Source organism: Epibacterium ulvae, assembly GCF_018678075.1.
Lineage (GTDB): Bacteria > Pseudomonadota > Alphaproteobacteria > Rhodobacterales > Rhodobacteraceae > Epibacterium > Epibacterium ulvae_A.
Window position 1 is genome coordinate 1 of sequence record NZ_JAHHIR010000084.1, and the last position, 19,020, is coordinate 19,020.

Consider the following 19,020-nt stretch of genomic DNA (forward strand, 5'->3'; position numbering starts at 1 on the left):
CAGCAGCCTCACGCCCTACGAATACATCTGCAAAATCTGGACTTCACAGCCAGATCAATTCATCATCGAGCCGATCCACCAGATGCCGGGACTGAACAAGTAGGCAAATACACGTATCACTTCTATTTAGTCGACAAAGCCTAAACTGCACGCTTGGGTAGAAATTCTGCACTTATGCCCTGTGGCAACACGTCGGTGCCTGACTGATAGGCGCCGCAATGTCCCAATACATCCCATCGCAAAAAGAAAAGCTCCCCAATCAGGAGAGCCTTAGAGGTTTTGAAAGTGTCTTGGCAACGCGGCGTTATGAGTTGCTGCGTACGATCTGCGCGCCCAGGCTGCTCATCAACGGTTCAAAGATCGGGAATGAGGTTGCAATCGGGCTGCCATCATCCACCGACACAGGCTTTTGCGCACCCATCCCCATAACCATAAAGGACATCGCGATGCGGTGATCCAGGAAGCTTTCGCAGGTCGCACCGCCCGGCACGCCATCCGGACCAAGGCCTTCAACGCTCCACCAATCCGCGCCCTCTTCCACGGTCACGCCGTTTGCGCGCAGACCACGGGCCATGGCGTCAATCCGGTCGCTTTCTTTGACCCGCAGTTCTTTTACGCCGGCCATCATGGTGTTCCCGGTGGCAAAGGCCGCGACCACGGACAAAACAGGGTATTCATCAATCATCGATGCGGCCCGCTCCGGTGGAACTTCGATCCCCTTCATTTCGGGGGAGAATTTGGCGCGCAGATCCGCAACCGGCTCACCGCCTTCTTCGCGCTCATTCTCATAGGCCAGATCGGCGCCCATTTCGCGCAGGGTGGTGAACAAGCCAGCGCGCGTTGGGTTCAGGCCAATTCCGGGCACCAAGACGTCGGAACCGGGTGTGACCAATGCTGCGCAGACAGGGAAGGCCGCCGAGGACGGATCGCGCGGAACGGCGATGACTTGCGGTTTCAACTCAGGCTGCCCGGTCAGGGTGATCACGCGGCCTTCGTCGGTGTCCTCAACAGTGATCTCAGCGCCAAAGCCGGCCAGCATCCGTTCTGAGTGGTCACGGGTGGCCTCTTTTTCGATCACCACGGTTTTGCCAGGCGCATTCAGCCCCGCTAACAAAACCGCCGATTTGACCTGCGCAGAGGGCACCGGCACCTCATAACGCACGGGGACGGGATCAGCCGCACCGACCAGGGTCATGGGCAGACGTCCGCCCTCGCGCCCGACGGCCTGGGTGCCAAACAGTTCCAGCGGATCCGTGACACGTGCCATCGGACGTTTGTTCAGCGACGCATCGCCAGTAAAGGTAGCGGTGATCGGCTGCGTTGCCATCACGCCCATGATCAGGCGCACACCGGTGCCGGAATTGCCGCAGTCGATTACATTGTCGGGCTCCTGAAAACCACCAACGCCGACACCGTGCACCGACCAGTCCCCACCGCCGTGATCGGTCACCTCAGCGCCAAAAGCGCGCATAGCTTTGGCTGTGTCGATTACATCTTCGCCTTCCAGCAGACCGGAAATCTGCGTCTCACCGATCGCCAATGCGCCCAAGATCAAGGAGCGGTGCGAGATCGACTTGTCACCAGGCACTTCGGCCACACCTTTGAGCGGGCCTGCGCGACGAGAGGTCATCGGGATGGGGGTGCCGTGTCCGGACATGAGATTTTCCTCGTGATCTGTGTTGCCATGCTGTTACCGCATGACAAGCGGCACGTCCACGCCCTGCGTGCCGCTGTTTGAGGGTGCTGATTGGCGCAGAGGTATTGCGCCGTGCTTCGCACGTCGCGATGCCGGGCAGCGCCGCGCCTTCGGCGCGGCGCTGCCCGGCCCAAGGGGATGGGTTGCTTTTGAAAGCAAGCCAGACGCGCGGGAGCACATCTTTCGCAGTGGCACCTCAAAACGGGCGACGTGGTACTCCCCATGCACGGCTCCAAACTGAATCGGTGTGATCTACCCCAAACGGCGGAAGGTCAGATAATGCGGAGCCCGCCCTTCTCGAAGGGCCTTTTGTTCGTACCGGGTGGAAATCCAATCTCCCCACGGTGCGCGCCAATCCTCGGGTCCTTCCGCGAGCCATTCGAACCCAGCCTGCGGCACTTCTTCCAGTGTTTGGCGTACATAGTCGGGGATATCCGTTGCCACACGGAAAATCGCACCCGGCTTGAGCACCCGCGCCAGCGGCTCGAGATGTTCCTGTGTCACAAAACGGCGACGGTGGTGGCGCGCCTTGGGCCAGGGATCGGGATACAGCAAGAAAGCGCGCGAAATCGACTGTGGCGGCAGCACATCCATCAAATCACGCGCATCGCCCGGATGCACAGCGATATTGCCGGTTTTGGCCGCCCGGATCTTGCCCAGCAGCATCGCGACACCGTTGACATAAGGCTCTGCACCGATGATACTCACGTCCGGGTTGGATTTGGCCTGATGCACCAAATGCTCACCACCGCCAAAGCCAACTTCCAGCCAGACATCCTGCCCCCCAAACAACCCGTCGAGATCTAGTGGTAGGCGATCGGGATTTTCATCCCAACCCACCGGACCGGGGCTGAGGCTCTCAAGGTCTTCCGCCAGATAACGCTCTTGCGAAGGTTTCAAATGCTTGCCTTTGATACGCCCATAGAAGTTCCGCCAAGGCGCTCCACTGGCATGTTTTTCCGCGGCAGAAGGCTTTTGATCGTCAGACATCAACTAGGGGTCCTGGGCTTGCAAGAAGGTGGGGTTGGACGCCCCTGTGCCGCATCTCACCCGCTGGGTCAAGGCGGGCCCCACGCCAACCGCCCTATTCCAACGCCGCAATGAGGCTCACGCGCTATCAAACACCCGCTGCCAAAGCGCGGCAACCTCAGCCATCGCGGGCGCACGGATCAGAGCCAAAGAACGCATCCGTCCCGCCCGCGCCACCAGCAGGTTTTGATCTGCGCGTGTCACAGGCAAGATCGAGGCCTGCGCCTTGACGCCAACGCCCTCTGGACCTTGCATCCTCTGAGCGAGATGTTCCAGCAGCGCCTGATCCTGCAACGCGCCTCCCTGACGCCATTGCCCATCGCCGCTAATTTCAAGCCAGGCCAACGTATGGGCCGCGATATCGTTCTGGAACTGCTGCCACCGCGCAGGCCCATTTTCGGCAGTGGACCATAGGCGCGCGCGGATCATCTCTGCCGACAGGCTTTCCGCACCAATGGGGGCCTGGGCCACATGGCGTTGAAACCGCAAGTCCTGCCCGTCGCATTGTGTCAACAACCGCCGGACCCCGTCGAACAGATCTCCACGCCAGCCGTTCGCCAGTGCCAGTCCAACCAATCGGCGCTGAGAAATCACCAACCGCGCCACGGCTGTTGCGCCGCAAAACACCGTCACCTCTCTTGGCAGCATAATGCCATCAATCTCGGCAAGAATCTGATCCATCGCGGCCTGCGCGCCCACGTTATCAGTAACGGCGGCAAGCTCTTCTATGCGCACCCGCAATCCGCTCTGCGCGGCGCTCCCGGCGCCTGGCTCCCCATGAGCCGAGCCCGACAGGGGTGCAGGATTGCTCAGCGCGCGCATGGGTCACCTTGGTTCTGGTTAACGCTCGCCCCGACACCACGCAATTTTTCCGCCAGCAGGCCCTCTACCCGCCGCGCCGTGGGTAGGCTATCGCATACGATCAACAGTGCATCGTCACTGTCGCCTGCCGGATGGTCGCCCACCGGACTTGCACCGATTTTGAGAAACAGACGCGTTTGACCGGGGGCCAGCGCGATAATCGGCGCAACAACCGGCGTATCTGATGCAATCCAGGCCAGATCAAAGGCCTCGCACGCCTGGCCGCAGAGTTCATCCAGCGCCTCCTGCGGCCAAACACCCGCAGGTTCTGCCCGCAGCACCAACCGCGCCTTCAGATCGCCAAAGGCGGCCAAGATACAACCCGGTTCCTGCGCATGAAGCCCAGTTAAAATCGCCGACAATTCCGCCAACGACAGCGGACCAGTAGAGGTGCGATCACTCCCCTTTGCGTGACCTTCTTCAGGAACATGTGCCTGTGGTTTCATACATGCCTCAACGCGGAACCATGGGCGCACGGCGCGCAGCTGTCGCGGCACTGCGATCAGGGCGTTCGCTGCGGCGTTCCCGTTTGACACGACGCGGCACCACCCGCCCCTCGACCAGGGATTCGGGTTGTGGGGTCTGCGTTTTGCCACGATCACGGGCCGCCTCGCGCGCTAGCATTTCTGCCTTGCTCGGCTCTGCCGCACATTCAGGCGATTGTGTCTTTGGGTCATTCCAACGCACCAGCAATTCGATCAGGCTCTCGACAAATGCATCGGCGCCGCTGGCCTGCCAGATCTCTGCATCATCGCCCGCCGCCAGCGCCTGGTTGAGCGCGATGGGAAAGACCGATTGAAATTTCTCACCCGCCTCACGCACCACGCGTTTCAAAACCCGCGCCTGATCGCGGTCGTTTTGCAGCTTGTCGAAATGGGTCACCAACAAGGTCGACGGCCCCGACAGACCATCGCGAATACTATCCCAAGCGGCGGCTTCGGACTGGCGCCAGGCCTGGGTTGCATGGGTACACCAGATCACTGCATCCACTTCGGGCATCAGGGCGCGCCAAACCTCGGCCGGCATGTTCGGATCGGAAATGCCCGGCATATCAATCAGATCGCACAGCTCCAGCGCCTCGGCAGGTAGTGACAGGCGGATCAGGGCGGTGCTGTCCAGCGGCACATCGATGATCTGCTCCACGGCGATCTGTTCTTCGCGGCCATCCAGCCCCACAACCGTGGCAGCAGCTGGGCCGTGGCTGATCCAGACCGGCGGCAGGCGGGTCGCGGTAACCTGCACAGGCAAGGGTTCCAGCCCCACCAGCAGGTGAGTCAACGTGCTTTTGCCGGCGCTGAATTCACCCATCAATGCCAAACGCGGCTTTCGTCCTGTTGGTTGGGTCACAGGCATATCAGCTCCAATTTCTTGCGCCTTGGAAAACATCAGGCGGCATAACTCTTCAACACATCCAACGCGGCGCGGCTGGCCTTGTGTTGCGCATCCAGCTCTTGGTCGCTGAACCACATCCGCAAATCGCCCGCCTGCGCGTCGGTAATCTCCGACAGGATATCGCGCTGTTCGTCAAAAAACCCTTGAAGCCGCGCTAAAAACTTGGCCCGAGTGTCTGCAACTTGAACCGATTTTAACTGAATCATGAAATCCTCGGTCTCGCCTTGGATGAGGGCGCGAAACCGGCTGGCAAAGGCACTGTAGCCGCGGGTGCGTCGCCACCAACTGGCCCACCATCCATCGTTGAAATCCAGCGCAATCGTCTGCCCCAAGGCCACAGGCGCGGTGACATTCGGCACTTGCGGCACCGCCAGCTGCACGCCTTCGACCGCGCTGCCAAACCCCTGATGCAACAGCCCCGCCACATCGCGCACGGCGGCCTCATAGCGTGACTGGGCGGCCGCTTGCAGCCGCGTGGACATCACCGAATAGGCGGTGCGCAGCAATAGGCGCAGCCCGGCCGGGTCATATTCCCAGACGCTCTCATCGCCCCATTGTTCCAGATGTTCGATCAAAGCCCGCGTCGCCCGATCAATAAAGGTCGCATGCGCCCGATCCGCCCGCTCCCGGTAAGAGGCCAGAACCACGTCCAGATCCGCCTCCAGCGTTTCCATGTGGCGATCCGCCAGCCGTTCAAAAGTCATCCGCACTGCATCCGGGGTCAGCGCCGCAACTGGGACTTCCCCCTTGCGCGCGCTGGCGCGATTGGCCTGGATACGAATAGCATGGGCCGCGTCTTGTCCGCTGGCCACGGTCAGGGCAGAGGTTGCGATACGCGCTAAGGTCGCCTTCCCTTCGCCACGCAGGATCCGCCCGCCCAGAACCCGGTGCAAGGCAGGCAGGCCCGACAGCTGCCACACCATATTCTGGGCTGGACCTTTGGCAATCCGTGTCTGCCCCGAGGCGACGCAAGCCTCGGCCCAATTCAACAAAGCATCCGAACTGGCCTTGGGCAGGCCATCCAACTGCCCCATCAGGGCAGCATTGGCCCAAAAGGCGCTGCCAAATAGTATCTCGGCCTCTTGTGGACCATGGTGCAGCCGCAACGTCTCGCGGATTGCAGCCTCAATCTCGGGAATTTGGTTGGCGGGATCTGCCAGCTCGTCGATCCGATTGACAAAAATAACCACCTCGCGACTGTCCAGACTGGCAATCATCCGGATCAGCCCCAGATCCACCGAGGTCAGCGCCTGGCTGGCCGAGAGTACCACCACACACATGCGACTGTCGCGCACCGCCTGAATGGTGATCTGTTCGCGCATCATAAAGGTGTCATTCACCCCCGGCGTGTCGCGTAGACACAGGGGATGGGGGACGATGCCGCTGTTCAGATAGAGATCCGCCGAGCGGGTGATATCGGCAAACCGCCCTTGATCGTCGCGAGCACTGTCGTCGTCCTCAAAATCGTCGCCAAGGCAGATGTAGCGTTCGATCAGGTTCTTGTCGAAATAGCCGTAATCATGACTTTGCCCCATCAACATCTCAAACTTGCGGCCCAGACGTTTACGGGAGCGATCGCGCATCGCTTCGATCTGTTCGCGGATCTTTTGCAGCTCGCTTTCGGCACCAGCCCGCCCGGCCATCTCTCCGATGCGGCCGCCCTTGGTCAGCAGGCGATCCCACTCGCCTTCGGTCATAAACCGGAACCGCGCGCTGGTCTCGGCGCGGGCGGTATCCGGCGACAAATGCAACGAGGTCACAACCGAGGTCCAGGGGTTCACATCGCTTGGCAACAGATCCGACCAGCCCGCCATGGCATTGACCAGCGCCGTTTTGCCGGATTTCACCTGCCCTAGAACGGTCACTGCCGGTTCATAGGCCACCAGCTCGCTTTTGAGCCGCCCCAAGGCTCGCTGCGCCGCATCGCCAGAGACAGCGTTCAGACTTTCAAGTGCTTCCAGCAGTTGCCCGCGCCGCTGGGCCAGGGTCGCCAGCGGCTCCAACCCGGCCTGCAGGTTTCCCGGCGCCGATGCCGCGCGAATGTCTGTCAGCGCCTGTGGCTTGGGGGTAGGCTCCACCAATTCTGGCGCGGGGTCATGGTCAGAAAAAGGACGCGCAACGGTCATGAATGCCCCTCTTCAGCGGCTGCCAACGCGGGCTCACTCAGCTCTTTTTTCAATTGCAACAACAGGGTAACCGCATCCACCGCGGCATCTTCGTCCTGTTCCAGTTGCAACAGCATCAACATCTCTTCACCGTCTTCATTGGCCGTGCGCGCGGCTTGCAAGGCGGGCATGTTCTGCTCCGCGCCCTGCGGTGTGCTCAGCAGGGTTTCGGCCATCTCACGCACTGCCAGCAGACAATGATCCAGAACCGCCGCACTTTTTGGCGTGTCCCCGGCCTCTTCCAGCATCGCCTCGGCCTGGCTTTGTAGCTGCGCCAATGCCTGTTCCAGAACCGCAGAGCTTGGATCGGGCGCGGCTGGTGTTGGGCGTGGCTCGGGTGTGCGTTTCGCTGTAACCTCGGCCTGCGTCTGCACAGTGTTTGCCACTGGGTCTGGCTCAACCTCAGCCACCGTCGCATCTTGCGTTGAGAGCTGCCACAAAAACGCCTCGGCCTGATCTTGGGTTGCCGCCCGCCCCTGCGCGACACGGCGGCGCAGATCTTCGGCCAAACGTTGCCCGCCACAGGCGCGCCACAGCGCTTTGTCACCGCCAATGCCGCCGCCCTTGGCCTGTAACCCCTGCCGTGCCGCCACCGGATACATCCCTAGAAAGCTCTGCTCCACCAGGGGCGCCAATTGGCTGACGCAGTCGTGCAACGTGCCGCGCATGATCTGTTGATCCGCCTGGGTCAGAACCAGAAACCCACTGTCGCGCTTGCATTCTGGCACCTCGGCCCACAGCGCCAGTTCGTCCGCGCCAAATTCCTGGCTGCACCACAGGATCACATCGCCATACTCCACCGCATGGCGCAGGATGGCCCGTTGTTGCGCCTGAGCGCCGGCCAATGTCACCTCGGTCAGAGTCAAAAGTTTCAACAATGCATGCGGGTAGACCTGTCGTGCACTGACACAGTCCTCGGGCACGACAAAATCCCCCAGAACACCATCGATCGGCGCACCATCCCCATTTGCATCTTCGAATACCGCGCGCGGTGCCGTGCCATAGGCCAGCTCCACCATCGCGACGCCACTCAATGCCCCGGTTGCGCGGGTGCCCAGCAACATGTCGATCACGGCCGATTTGCCTGCCCCCTCGGGTCCGACGACCACGACCTGCACCGGACGGGTCAGCCGCTCCAACAGGCGTTGCCCGCGCGCGGCCAATTGCGGCGAAAGCCCGGGTGTGGCCAAAGCCAGACGCACTTGATGCTCCAAGCCCGGCGCGTCATCCTGCGGAAACTGGGGCGGCGTGGCAGGCGCGGCTGCGGCGAAATGAGGGGCGGTATTGGTCACAGAGACCTCTTTGATAGGCTGTGAAAATGAAGCTGGCCGTTTTGATGCTGCGCGGCGGCCACCATGGTTGTTTTGCGGCGGCGAAAGCTTTTGCGCGGCGCATGTTGCAGTTGCAGGTTTTCCGGCGGCTCCATCGCAACCGGCACCAAAGGCGGCAAAACCCGGATCACGCAAAAGGCCAGATTGTCCTGCTCCGCCTGCCCAAGTGCTGCGACCTCGGCCAGCAGATGTTGCGCGATCTGCGCGGCGGGGCTGTCGGCATGGGCGCACAGGCTGCGTTCCAGGGCTTTGAGCTCCATCGACAGCAGACCATCACTGGCCGCCACCACAATATCGCGCGGCCGCAAGGTCAATGGCTGCGCCGGGCAGTCGATTTCCGCAATCGCACGCCCCGCCAGAACAGAGGTGACGCAGGCGCGGTCCGGATGACGCCGCGCCGTTTCGGAATTGATCTTGCCAGCGGCCACCAATTGATCCAGACGCGCTGCCATCGAATGATCCGCATTGAGCCGCCGCAACCGCCCATCGCGCAACAAGAACAGCGGTGAATCGCCGACCGACACCCAATAGAGCTTGCGCCCCAGGATCACCGGAGCCAGCAGTGTGGCCCCCATGCCTTTGCGGGCTGGGTCGCTCTCGGCATAGTGCGCCAAACAGGCATTGGCCCCTTTGGCCGCCTCTACCAGAACCGGCGTCATGCCCGTTTCCAGCGCAGCCGGGTCGCCACTGCGCAGTTTCAGCTCGGCAAAGACCTCGGTCACCACGATCTTGCTGGCGACATCACCGCCCGCGTGGCCTCCCATACCATCCGACAAAACCGCAAACCCATGACCGGCCCCGGCCTGAAAATCGGCCACAACCGCATCTTCCTGCCGATCACGTCGCCCCTGGCTCAGCGCGGTGGCCGTATCATAGACCAAATCAGCCAAGATGCGCCCCGTCCTGCCAGGAGAACTCTGGCCCACAGAGCGGCACGAACCGCAGGGTTGTCGCACCCACTCGGATCACATCACCCGGCGCCAGCGCTTCGGTGCTCAGCACTGGGCGGCCATTGCGGCGCACCAGATTTGCCTTGCCACCGTGTCCGATAAAGAATCCTTGCTGTTCAGGGTCATAGGCAATGGCGGCATGTTGGTCGCGCGAAATACTGCTGTCGCCGAAATCCAACCGCACGGTCTGCCCCTCGCCCCGGCCAATCACACTGACCCCCGCGAACAAGGTGAACCCGGCGCCGCGCCCCGGACCATCGACGACGACCAGCCAGCCCACCGGGAACTGCGTCACACCGCCATCATCCGATACGCCCGTCTGGGCAAAAGGATCACCAGCGTCCACATCAGCGTCAAATCCCAACAGCCGCGTTTTCACCCGGCCCGCGCGCCCCATGGGCAGGCCCAGATCCGCCTCACCCAGATCCACACCCGCCGCCGCCGCAGTTTCGGCAAAGGCCGGTTCCGGAAAGGCCGCACCCAACGCCGGGCCTTGGCTTTTCGGCGTCGTCTCAACCACCCGCATCGGCGCAGGGTCCGTCTGCACTTGCTTTAACCGGTCTTGTTCATCGTCTGGACGTTCAGCACCTTGAGCATCCCCGGTGAACGCCGGATCCGTGACCAGCGTAACCGGATCCGGCGTCACTTCCTGTCGCCCGGGTCGTGACCCAGTGGGATCGCCCGCATCTTCGCCATGAACCGGAGCGCGAGACGCAGGCGCGTGCGACAGGACATCAGTGTCAGTTCGGGTATGCGCCGCGACATCTGGGTGAGAGGGTGCCGATGCAGTGTCGCGGATATGCAGGAACTCATCCCGCCCGTGATCCAGCAGGTTCAAGCCGTTTTCCTGGCCGACGTCTTGTCCCGGGCCTTCGCCCAAATCCAGATCTGCCGCAAAATCCGCGTCTTCTGCCTCCGCTTCATCGTCAAAATCTTCGTATAGACCGCCCTGCGACGCAGCATCCGCCGCCGCCTCCAGGCGCAGCATCTTGGTGCGGTTGCGACGGGTGAAAATCCGGTAGGGCCGCTCTAGCCCGCCATCCGCCTCTTCGTGGCCCGCATCTGGGCCTGCATCATCCGTGACGTCGACATCCGTAAGGTCTGCGGCCTGCGGTGCCGGGTCCGGCGTGGGTGCGACCGCCTGCAAGACGCGATTGCGCTCCGCCAGAAAGGCCGTCAGCGCATCGCTCCCTGCCGAGGCCGCATCCGCTGCGCGCGCATCAGTCGGCTCGGTCGCAACGGCAACGTCCCCAGGGCGCGGAGCGGCCTCTGCCACACGCGACGCCGCTTCCAGTTTCAAGGGCGGCGCAGGCTGCGCATTGGCGCGGGTCTCCGCCAGAATGGAGGTCAACATATCCCGGTCCGGCGTCGCAGCACCCTGCACTTGCCCACCATCTGCCGGGCTCAACGGGATCTGATCTCGTTTCTCGCCGATGATGTCCTTGATAAACTTCATGTTGTCTTCCCATTTACTGTCATGGCGTTGGTTCGAGTGTCCGCGCCCCAAATCCGCGCCACACGGTCGACCCATCCGGTCTCACGCGCGCGTTTCTCAGCTTTGGTTTCCGGCTTTGGGGCGTGAGCGGCCACGGCGGGTGGTGGTGGCGATCTGTGTTCCGCGCGCCGTGGCGGCGTGGTTTTATCTGCGACCTCATCCATCGCGCGGCGCGCCATTTGATCCTGCGTCTCCAGCCATTGGTCCACATCCCCGATCGGCTCTCCAAACATATCAACCATCTGGGCCGGCTTCTTGGGCACAGTCACCAATAACGCAGGCGACGCGCTTTGTGCGGGCTGCCCCGGTTTCACCTGTTTGTTGGTGGCCGCCACCAGGTCGGAAATCACCGTCTCCGGCACGGCGGGGGCTACGGCATCGGGCGCGGGTGCATCAGGGAGTGTCGCGACAGGAGCTGCTGGTTGTGCAACCACGGGTGCCGGCGTCTCAGCCGCCAGACTATCCGCCCATTCCTCGACCGACTGAAACCGCATACCGGGCAGGATCGACATGGATTTGTCCACCGCACGCAGGAAATCCGCTGCAAACGGCCAGTCGCCCTCTTCCAACAACGGGCAGGGATCGTCATAGCCCGCGGTGACCGCTTTCAGACGCGCCTGCGCATCCGCCGGTGGCATGCCGGTGATCAGAAAATGAAACGTCGCCCCCAAAGCATAAAGATCGCTGGACAGCCGCTGCGGCATATCCGGTTGATAAAATTCATGGGGCGAATAGCCGTCCTTGACCGATAGCATTGCACCCAGAGCAGTATCCGCCCCCCCGTGCACACCGCACGCCGCACCGAAATCGATCAAGGTCAGATGGTCTGCCGCATCGATCAGAAAATTGTCCGGCGACAGGTCCCGGTGCAGGATCCCTTGCGCATGCAAACCCGAGACCGCCAGCAACGCCTGATCCAGCAGATGCGACAACAACTCCTGATCCAACCGTGCCGAATTCTCGGCGCGCAGGGTCACCAGATCGCAGCCCTCGATACACTCCATCGCGATGTAGGCGGTGCCGTTCTCCTTAAAGACCTGATGCACGGTGACGATATTGTCGTGCTGGGCGCGCGCCAGCCACTGGGCCTCGCGCAGGAAATGGCGCAGGACATTTTTGAAAGATTTCGCGCGATACGGCGAATGGGTCGCGACCTTGGCACCTTCACGTATGCAGAACCCGGCCGGGAAGCATTCCTTGATCACCACCTGCCGGTCCAGACTGTCGCGCGCTAGATAGGTGATGCCAAAACCGCCTGCCATCAACTCCCGCTCGATCCGGTACTGCCCCTGCAACAGGCTGTGCCCAAATGGCAGCGCCAGCACGTCATCGCTGGCGCGGATGGTCTCTGGCTGAGACGGAGGGACACAGGTTTGTGGCAACACGAGGGTTCGCTTTCCTTGGCTTGTCGATCAAAGGGACTGGCGGGCTTTGCACCCATTCAACCGCAGCTTCTGGCGGTGTATGATCCTTCAAAGGCTCGGCAAGACCTGTGTCCGAAATGCGTCCACATTCAGGCAATTGCGGCATTCCCGCCCCATTTTCGCCACAAGCGAGGGTAAACACGTTGAAAACAAGGCCTTTACGCAGGCTTAACTTTATCCGGGGATTTTTGGTAAAATTGCGCGAATTCAGAGATTTAGCCCCGGATTTCGCGCGCATTTTAACGACCCGGGTTCATATGAGCTCAAACACGGCCATAGACCGCGCGAATCCCCGCCAGGTCTCAGCCGCCCGAGGTCCCGTATCACACCGAAATAAGGGGTAGGATCAGGAGACCGACGTCACATTTGGCAGGATCAGGCGGAACCCGTTGGTAAACGGCGTGCTATCGCAGTCCATCACCTCAAGGCTTCCGCCCAAAAGCTGTGCCATCTCGCGCGCCAGCGCAAGGCCCAGGCCCGTGCCATCCGTTTTTCGCGCCAGATGATCCTCGATCCGGGTGAACCGTTCAAAGATCCTGTCGCGATCCTCATAGCGAATGCCTGGGCCGCAATCGCGCACCAGGATCTCCAGCCCGCCTGATGCCGTATCAACCGCCGGGCGCAACGCTATCGAGATCCGGCCAGAGGGGCAGAATTTCGCCGCGTTGTCACACAGGCATTCGACAATACGCGTCACCTGGGTGCCATCCAAACTGTAGTTGGCAGATAGATCAGGGTCCCAGTCCAACGAGACTTCCACTTTACTTTCCTGACGCTGCACCAATGCGCGGGTACGGGCCAGCCAACCATCGGCCAGCGACCGCAGATCGGTTGCAATTGGCGCCGGGGTGATATCGCCGCTGTCCAGACGGGACAGATCCAACATATTGATCAATTGTGTGCTCAACCGATGCGCCGCGCCGAGACCAAATTGCGCCTGCTCGCGATGGCGGTCTGGCACCGCGTCGCTGCTCTGGATCAGCTGAAACAATCCTAGGATCGAATTCATCGGCGTGTGAATGTCCTGGCTCATATTGGCGAGAAACTGCGTGCGGGCAAGCGCGGCCTGTTCGGCCTCTCGCTGGGCCTGCGCACGGTCAGACATCTCTTGATCCAGCTGCTGCACATGGCCTTCGACACGCGCCTCGAAACCATGTACGGCTCCGACGATCTGGTCCAATGCATCCGGTTCCCGCGGCGGCGCGCGATCCAGTCTGAGCCTTCGTCCCGGCTCAATGGGCCCCGCGCTTGAGACATGCACCGCCACTTTCATCAGATGTCGAACGATCAACCGGTGCACGACGATCATCAAAAGTGTCGCCCCGACATAGGCTTTGGCGATGTTTGAGATCAGCGTTGTCCAAAACTGCGCTTTTACCCTGTCTTTGACCGCATCCAGTGTCAAATGGACGACCAGATCGCCAACATGCGCCATCTCGCCGTTGGAATCCGCCACCGACAGTTCGAACATGCCAGTCATCGGACCCGGTTTTGGATCCCCGCGCATCCATTGATGTCCGGTTGGGGAAACCAGCACCACATGCAAAATCTCACTCTGGGCCATGAGCCCGTCCAGAATCAGCTCCACCTGTTCAAAGTCGAACTCCCACAGCGCCTGTTCCAATTGGCGCTGCATGACCTGTTCAACCTGCTGAAATACCCGCAACGTATCGGTCTTTTGCCGTTGATAGCTGCTGAAAATCTGGATCGCTGTGGCAAACAATGACAGAAAAGAGCTGATCAAAAGCGACGCCAGAACCAAGCGCAGGCTCAAACGATCTGGCAGGAAATCCGACACTTTTGCGCGCAGGCCTGGCTTTTTGTCGTCCTGCTGTCCCAGTATCGCGCCGCGCCGCACAGCAGAACGGGACGCAGAGGAAGAGGCTGACCAGTCACCCTCACCATCAGCGTAGCCCATAAATGCCCCCCGTCGTTTCGTTCACAGCACAGCTCATCCGTCGCAGCACGCGTTTCCCCCAAAGCACCAAGACAGCGGCGCAAAAATTCAACTCATCACCCACCACACACGGGGCTTTTGCCGACCCTAAGACACTGACCGGACCTCACGCCGCCTGAGTGTCCAACAAGACACCAAGACACCCCAAGACATGCGCGACGAAAAATCGCCCTCGGTAAGACTACTCAACAGCCGTTAAATTTCGGTTTGCCCAACTCTCATTAGCCGCGCGGCATGTGCCACCTGGGAGGTCGGTACACCCCTCGAATCATCCCCGAAGCGCTTATAATGCGAAAAACGCAATTTTTCAGCGAGAAAAGGGTTAACGAAAAACACGTCCAGAACATGTGTGCATGCAGACGAACCCACCTCAAATCCTTCACAAAAATGAATATTTCGACCTTACTGCTGAAATTCAATCGTAAGCTAAACGTAATATATGCCGGTTATTTGCGCAGAATAAAAAGCCTGTCAAAAACAGTCATACCCCACCTTGTACAATCTACGGGCTGCATCCTACCTATGTCTGTAACATGACTGATCAAAACGCCTCTCTTCCCGCCCTCATCGGACCGATCCTTTTCCTTGATGAAGTCCCGCCTGACGGCGCTGCCCTGCAGCTAGCCGCATTGTTTGTTGTCGAAAATGGCACGGCTTTGCCGCCGGTGACAGTGGCCGGACAGGAGATCCCTTGCACCGAAATCGCGCGCTACCCCAACCACCATGTGCAGGTGGCGCGGTTTGCGCTGCCCGCCGATGGCAGCGGCGCCTATACTTGGAACGGCACCCAGTACCCGGTGTCCGGACCGCTGACAGCCGATATGCACTGCGCCTTTGTCTCTTGCAACGGGGAGGAACATGGCGACATGGACCGCAGCCCGGCCGAGCGCAACGCCATGTGGGCGCGCCTTGCAGATCAGCACCGCGACCGGCCCTTTTCGCTGCTGTTGCACGGCGGCGATCAGGTCTATGCCGATGAAGCCACCCACGACCACCCGCTCAGTGCTGGTTGGCCGGATGATCTGCCCTCAGATCCTGCCCGCGCCGATCTGGATGATCTTTATGCCCATCTGCGTCAGCGGTTCTTTGAACGTTATGCGCGCCTGTATGCGGGGGTAGAGTTTGCCTGGATCGCGGCCCGTGTGCCCTCGCTCATGCAGTGGGATGATCATGATATCTGCGACGGCTGGGGCTCTTTGAAACGATCCCGCACCTATTCGCCGGTTGGTCAGACCCTGTTCACCGTCGCGCGTGAGGCGTTTTTGACTTTCCAAGCGGCCGCCCGCGAAGGGGAACTGCCCAACCGGTTTGCCGATCCGCGCGGTCATCATCTGGGCTGGCACATTCAAGCCGACGGATTTCGCATTCTTGCCCCAGATCTGCGCAGCCAACGCACCCGGCGCGAGGTGATGGGCCCCTCTGGCTGGGCCATGATGGAGGCCGCCGCCAACGCGCAATTTGAGGGTCAGACCTTTTTGATGTCCAGCGTGCCTTTGCTGGGGCCGCGCCTGTCCCTGCTTGAGGCGGTGATGGTTGCGATCCCGTCGATGCAGAAATACGAGGACGACCTGCGCGACCAATGGCAAAGCCGCGCCCACAGGGACAGCTGGCGGCGCATGCTAAATCTGGTGCTGCGCATGGGCGACAGCCCAACGCAGACCCTGACCGTACTGTCTGGCGAAATCCATCTGGCTACCCGCGCCACGCTTGATCTCGGTGGCGGTGACGTCCTGCATCAGCTGGTCGCCTCTGGCATTTCACATCGCGCACCACCTGCGGCCTGGGCTCGCATTCTGGGCGCATTGTCCTGGCTCGGCGAAGACCCTCTGCCGGAGCACCCCGTCCGCATCCGCCGCATTCCGGGGCAACGGTTCCGCTATGTAGCCGAACGCAATTATCTGGTGCTCGCACGCCAAAACAACAGCTGGTCCGCCGCCTGGGAGATCGAACCCTCGGGCCGCTCACCAGCGCTGGCGTTGTGAGCCCGCGGGTTCAAACTTCGCGTTTGACGTTCATTCCATAAGAGAAGCGATCCACCGGGTAGAAATTGGCAGAGCCCACCAGCATTTCGCCATTTACATCGGTGCAGCGGCGCAGGAATTGCACCGTCAGATTACCGGGATCAAGATCGACCGAGGTGGCGACCTCTTGTGGTACAGGCACGACCGAGATTTCCTGCTGGATTTCGTTGACACTGTCGCCCAACGCATCGCTGACCGTGAGGCTCAGATCCGTCCCCTCGGGCGCGGACTCGACCACGTCACGCATAGTGGCGTTGATGAACATCATCGAAAAACACAAAGCACGGTTGCTGCTCGCATCACTGCGCACACCTGTAATACGCAGCCATTTCCGACGTTCCGGCAACTTCATAAACGGGCAGCTAAAGACCCGCGTGTCCACTTCTTCGATGATATTGGCCGTAAATCGCGTTTCGCTCACTTCGCGCAGGACATCGGTGAAATTGCCCAACGCATGAACATATAAGGCCTCCTCAGAGCGGCACAAAACCCGGCTGCCCGACCCCTGACGGCGCGAAATCAGACCGGAATTGGTCAACAGGCGCAGGGCCTCGCGGACCGTGTGGCGGCTGGTTGCAAATTCCAGGCACAGCTCGGCCTCGGTGGGCAGCAGGCTGTCGACCGGGTAGCAACCGCTGCGGATACGATCGGTCAGAACATCCGCCATGCGTACATATTGCGGGCGATTGTCGATCTTTGACAGCGATGCCATCTGTTTAACCGCCATTTGTCCGCCCATATGCCCTCGTACCCTTCTATTTCGTCTCGTAGCGCTGCCGACACATCAGCCGGGCCTTTCAGATCGCGGGGTCATTTTCGTCCAAGACCCCTGCAAAATGCGGCTCAAAATCGCTCTGGATGACATGACATGCCGCAGAAACAGCCGCGCAATGCCTATAGTCGCGCGGAAGAATATGGTGTACCGTTTTGCGACACAAACTATTTCTGATTTCATGCGCCCCCAACGACGGACTAGAGCTTTATTCCCACGACACAGCAAGGGGAAAACACACGCAAAGCTTCCCTTACGTCAGGATCGGGCGCACAATTTCGCAGCACTTGCGTAAATGAGCCACAAAATGCAGCACCTCGAAGAAAAGATCGCCCACCTCACGCGCAGTTTGGATGAGGTGAGCGATATCGTGACCCGTCAACAGCAGGATATCGACCGTCTCAAGATGCGGATTCAGATGTTGATGGAACGCGAAGCCGGGCGCGAAGCAGAAGGCGGCGGTGGCGGTGTGGTCTTTGGCGACGAACGCCCGCCTCATTACTGACCCCTGCTTCGGAACCACCAATGAATTTGGCACTGGCTGCACCCCACCCTAGGGGATGCAGCCGCATGTGTCACCGCGCTTAGAAGCTTTCGCTTTCGGGGCCAAAGAATTCATAATGGATCCGGCTTGCCGCAACCCCTTTGGCTTTGAGCCCGGTCACGATCGCGCGCATAAAGGGCAGCGGGCCGCAGACGTAATAATCCGCCACATCCATGCGCGTCTGCGCCGCCAGCCAATCCGCATTGATCTGACCCTGATGGTCAAAATCACGTCCCGGTTCATCCTCATTACGGGGCGCATCAAAGAAAACGATCGACCGATCCGACAGGCTGCGATGATGCTCGCCCATGGCGTGATGGGCCCCGTCGCGGGTGGCGTGGACATAGGTGATCGGCACCCCTTTGCCCGCCTGCGCCTCAAGCATGGAGACCATTGGCGTCAACCCGACACCGCCGGACACCAGCACGATCTCGGCCTTGTCCTGCGCTTCCAAATAGAAATGTCCGGCCGGCGCGGCCGCCTCGATCACAGAGCCAACCTGGGCCGTGTCATGCAACCACCCGGAGGCTACCCCCTGTGGCGCGCGTTTCACGGTGATGCGGTAGTGGGTGTTATTGGGCGCACAGGAGATCGAGTAGTTGCGCCGCACCGGCGCGCCCGGATCCGCAGGCACCAGGAGCGTCAGATATTGCCCGGCCTGATGGGCCATCACCGGTTTGCCATCGATGGGACGCAGAAGAAAGGAGGTGATATCAACCGCCTCCTGCCGCTTTTCCGCCACCTCAAATGTGCGCCAGCCCCGCCAGCCGCCCGCAGCCGTTGCGGCCCCTTTATACAGCTGCTCCTCTCGCCCGATCAGGATATTGGCCAGCAGCCAATAGGCCTCGCCCCAGGCTTCCAGAATCGCAGGAGTTGCGGCCTCTCCCAGAACGTCCTTGATGGCGGTCAACAGCGCTGCGGCGACGGCCTCGTAATGTTCGGGCAGGATCTGGAAGGACACATGTTTCTGCGCAATCCGTTCAATTGCCCCCAGCAGAACTTCGGGCTGACGGATGTTTTCCGCATAGGCCAGAATGGCCCCGGCCAGCGCTTGGTGTTGGGGGCTGTCGCCGGTCTGATTGGACATATTGAACAGCACCCGCACCTGCGGATCAGACAGCAGATGTTTGTACATGGTGGCCACCACAACACCCCCGGCTTCGCGCAGCGCGGGCACGGTGGCTTCGATGGTTTGCAAAGTGGTCTCGGACAGGGCTTGGGTCATTTTGATGCTCCGCTCTTAAATGGATATATTATGTGACCCTTTAATCCTGCCATTAAGGGACATTCAATATGAGTCTTTTAATGTTGACAATCTGCCGCAGGTTCTGGTCATGTCGGCGCAAAGACGTTATGCAAATCCCGGCCCGCGCCGAGCAAAGG

15 protein-coding genes and 1 pseudogene are annotated in these 19,020 nt (G+C 60.7%); 3 read left to right on the plus strand and 13 right to left on the minus strand.

The window, feature by feature from the left end; all coding sequences use genetic code 11:
• Positions 1-103, plus strand: a pseudogene (locus KMP13_RS17730) (IS481 family transposase); the annotation flags it as partial.
• Between the two features lie 201 nt (positions 104-304).
• On the opposite strand, the gene aroA reads toward KMP13_RS17730, so the two are convergent.
• The 11 genes from aroA to KMP13_RS17785 form a co-directional block, all read right to left on the minus strand.
• Positions 305-1,657, minus strand: coding sequence for a 3-phosphoshikimate 1-carboxyvinyltransferase (gene aroA / locus KMP13_RS17735; RefSeq protein WP_215267310.1), 1,353 nt, complete (start codon positions 1,655-1,657; stop codon positions 305-307).
• Between the two features lie 291 nt (positions 1,658-1,948).
• Positions 1,949-2,686 carry a tRNA (guanine(46)-N(7))-methyltransferase TrmB gene (gene trmB / locus KMP13_RS17740; RefSeq protein ID WP_215267311.1) on the minus strand — a complete coding sequence of 246 codons (738 nt, stop codon included), beginning with the start codon at positions 2,684-2,686 and terminating at the stop codon, positions 1,949-1,951.
• Positions 2,687-2,803: 117 nt separating this feature from the next.
• Positions 2,804-3,547: a hypothetical protein gene (locus KMP13_RS17745; RefSeq protein ID WP_215267312.1), complete on the minus strand. Its 744-nt coding sequence runs from the start codon at positions 3,545-3,547 to the stop codon at positions 2,804-2,806.
• Positions 3,535-4,032, minus strand: a complete 498-nt coding sequence (locus KMP13_RS17750) for a hypothetical protein (protein WP_215267313.1) — start codon at positions 4,030-4,032, stop codon at positions 3,535-3,537. Before KMP13_RS17750 ends, KMP13_RS17745 begins: the two co-directional genes overlap by 13 nt.
• Positions 4,033-4,039: 7 nt before the next feature.
• Entirely contained in the window at positions 4,040-4,939 is a 900-nt protein-coding gene (locus tag KMP13_RS17755) for a dynamin family protein (protein WP_215267314.1), read from the minus strand.
• 32 nt (positions 4,940-4,971) lie between these two features.
• Positions 4,972-7,104, minus strand: coding sequence for a dynamin family protein (locus tag KMP13_RS17760; RefSeq protein ID WP_215267315.1), 2,133 nt, complete (start codon positions 7,102-7,104; stop codon positions 4,972-4,974).
• Positions 7,101-8,435, minus strand: coding sequence for a hypothetical protein (locus KMP13_RS17765; RefSeq protein ID WP_215267316.1), 1,335 nt, complete (start codon positions 8,433-8,435; stop codon positions 7,101-7,103). Before KMP13_RS17765 ends, KMP13_RS17760 begins: the two co-directional genes overlap by 4 nt.
• Positions 8,432-9,364, minus strand: a complete 933-nt coding sequence (locus tag KMP13_RS17770) for a PP2C family protein-serine/threonine phosphatase (RefSeq protein ID WP_251363931.1) — start codon at positions 9,362-9,364, stop codon at positions 8,432-8,434. Before KMP13_RS17770 ends, KMP13_RS17765 begins: the two co-directional genes overlap by 4 nt.
• The gene (locus tag KMP13_RS20680; protein WP_251363932.1) at positions 9,357-10,880 is read right to left on the minus strand and encodes an FHA domain-containing protein; all 1,524 of its coding nucleotides are present in this window, start codon (positions 10,878-10,880) and stop codon (positions 9,357-9,359) included. The genes KMP13_RS17770 and KMP13_RS20680 overlap by 8 nt, the downstream gene beginning before the upstream one ends.
• Positions 10,877-12,304 carry a serine/threonine protein kinase gene (locus tag KMP13_RS17780; RefSeq protein WP_215267317.1) on the minus strand — a complete coding sequence of 476 codons (1,428 nt, stop codon included), beginning with the start codon at positions 12,302-12,304 and terminating at the stop codon, positions 10,877-10,879. The genes KMP13_RS20680 and KMP13_RS17780 overlap by 4 nt, the downstream gene beginning before the upstream one ends.
• A 385-nt stretch (positions 12,305-12,689) precedes the next feature.
• On the minus strand, positions 12,690-14,261 hold the full coding sequence (locus KMP13_RS17785) for an ATP-binding protein (protein ID WP_215267318.1): 1,572 nt from the start codon (positions 14,259-14,261) through the stop codon (positions 12,690-12,692).
• A gap of 572 nt (positions 14,262-14,833) precedes the next feature.
• Between KMP13_RS17785 and KMP13_RS17790 the strand changes: the two genes are divergently transcribed.
• The gene (locus KMP13_RS17790) at positions 14,834-16,282 is read left to right on the plus strand and encodes an alkaline phosphatase D family protein (protein WP_215267319.1); all 1,449 of its coding nucleotides are present in this window, start codon (positions 14,834-14,836) and stop codon (positions 16,280-16,282) included.
• Between the two features lie 10 nt (positions 16,283-16,292).
• On the opposite strand, the gene KMP13_RS17795 is transcribed toward KMP13_RS17790, so the two are convergent.
• Entirely contained in the window at positions 16,293-17,033 is a 741-nt protein-coding gene (locus tag KMP13_RS17795) for a GntR family transcriptional regulator (protein ID WP_215267320.1), read from the minus strand.
• A 367-nt stretch (positions 17,034-17,400) separates the two neighbouring features.
• On the opposite strand from KMP13_RS17795, the gene KMP13_RS17800 reads away from it, so the two are divergent.
• Positions 17,401-17,598 carry a SlyX family protein gene (locus KMP13_RS17800; RefSeq protein WP_215267321.1) on the plus strand — a complete coding sequence of 66 codons (198 nt, stop codon included), beginning with the start codon at positions 17,401-17,403 and terminating at the stop codon, positions 17,596-17,598.
• A 79-nt stretch (positions 17,599-17,677) separates the two neighbouring features.
• On the opposite strand, the gene hmpA is transcribed toward KMP13_RS17800, so the two are convergent.
• Positions 17,678-18,862, minus strand: coding sequence for an NO-inducible flavohemoprotein (gene hmpA / locus KMP13_RS17805; protein ID WP_215267322.1), 1,185 nt, complete (start codon positions 18,860-18,862; stop codon positions 17,678-17,680).
• Between the last annotated feature and the right edge of the window lie 158 nt (positions 18,863-19,020).

What these genes read in the sequence shown, in the direction of transcription:
- KMP13_RS17755 (WP_215267314.1), bottom strand. Translation starts at nt 4,939, where the DNA reads ATGCCTGTGACCCAACCAACAGGACGAAAGCCGCGTTTGGCATTGATG.
- KMP13_RS17800 (WP_215267321.1), top strand. Translation starts at nt 17,401, where the DNA reads ATGCAGCACCTCGAAGAAAAGATCGCCCACCTCACGCGCAGTTTGGAT.
- hmpA (WP_215267322.1), bottom strand. Translation starts at nt 18,862, where the DNA reads ATGACCCAAGCCCTGTCCGAGACCACTTTGCAAACCATCGAAGCCACC.
- KMP13_RS17760 (WP_215267315.1), bottom strand. Translation starts at nt 7,104, where the DNA reads ATGACCGTTGCGCGTCCTTTTTCTGACCATGACCCCGCGCCAGAATTG.
- aroA (WP_215267310.1), bottom strand. Translation starts at nt 1,657, where the DNA reads ATGTCCGGACACGGCACCCCCATCCCGATGACCTCTCGTCGCGCAGGC.
- trmB (WP_215267311.1), bottom strand. Translation starts at nt 2,686, where the DNA reads ATGTCTGACGATCAAAAGCCTTCTGCCGCGGAAAAACATGCCAGTGGA.
- KMP13_RS17785 (WP_215267318.1), bottom strand. Translation starts at nt 14,261, where the DNA reads ATGGGCTACGCTGATGGTGAGGGTGACTGGTCAGCCTCTTCCTCTGCG.
- KMP13_RS17745 (WP_215267312.1), bottom strand. Translation starts at nt 3,547, where the DNA reads ATGCGCGCGCTGAGCAATCCTGCACCCCTGTCGGGCTCGGCTCATGGG.
- KMP13_RS17750 (WP_215267313.1), bottom strand. Translation starts at nt 4,032, where the DNA reads ATGAAACCACAGGCACATGTTCCTGAAGAAGGTCACGCAAAGGGGAGT.
- KMP13_RS17790 (WP_215267319.1), top strand. Translation starts at nt 14,834, where the DNA reads ATGACTGATCAAAACGCCTCTCTTCCCGCCCTCATCGGACCGATCCTT.
- KMP13_RS17795 (WP_215267320.1), bottom strand. Translation starts at nt 17,033, where the DNA reads ATGGCATCGCTGTCAAAGATCGACAATCGCCCGCAATATGTACGCATG.
- KMP13_RS20680 (WP_251363932.1), bottom strand. Translation starts at nt 10,880, where the DNA reads ATGAAGTTTATCAAGGACATCATCGGCGAGAAACGAGATCAGATCCCG.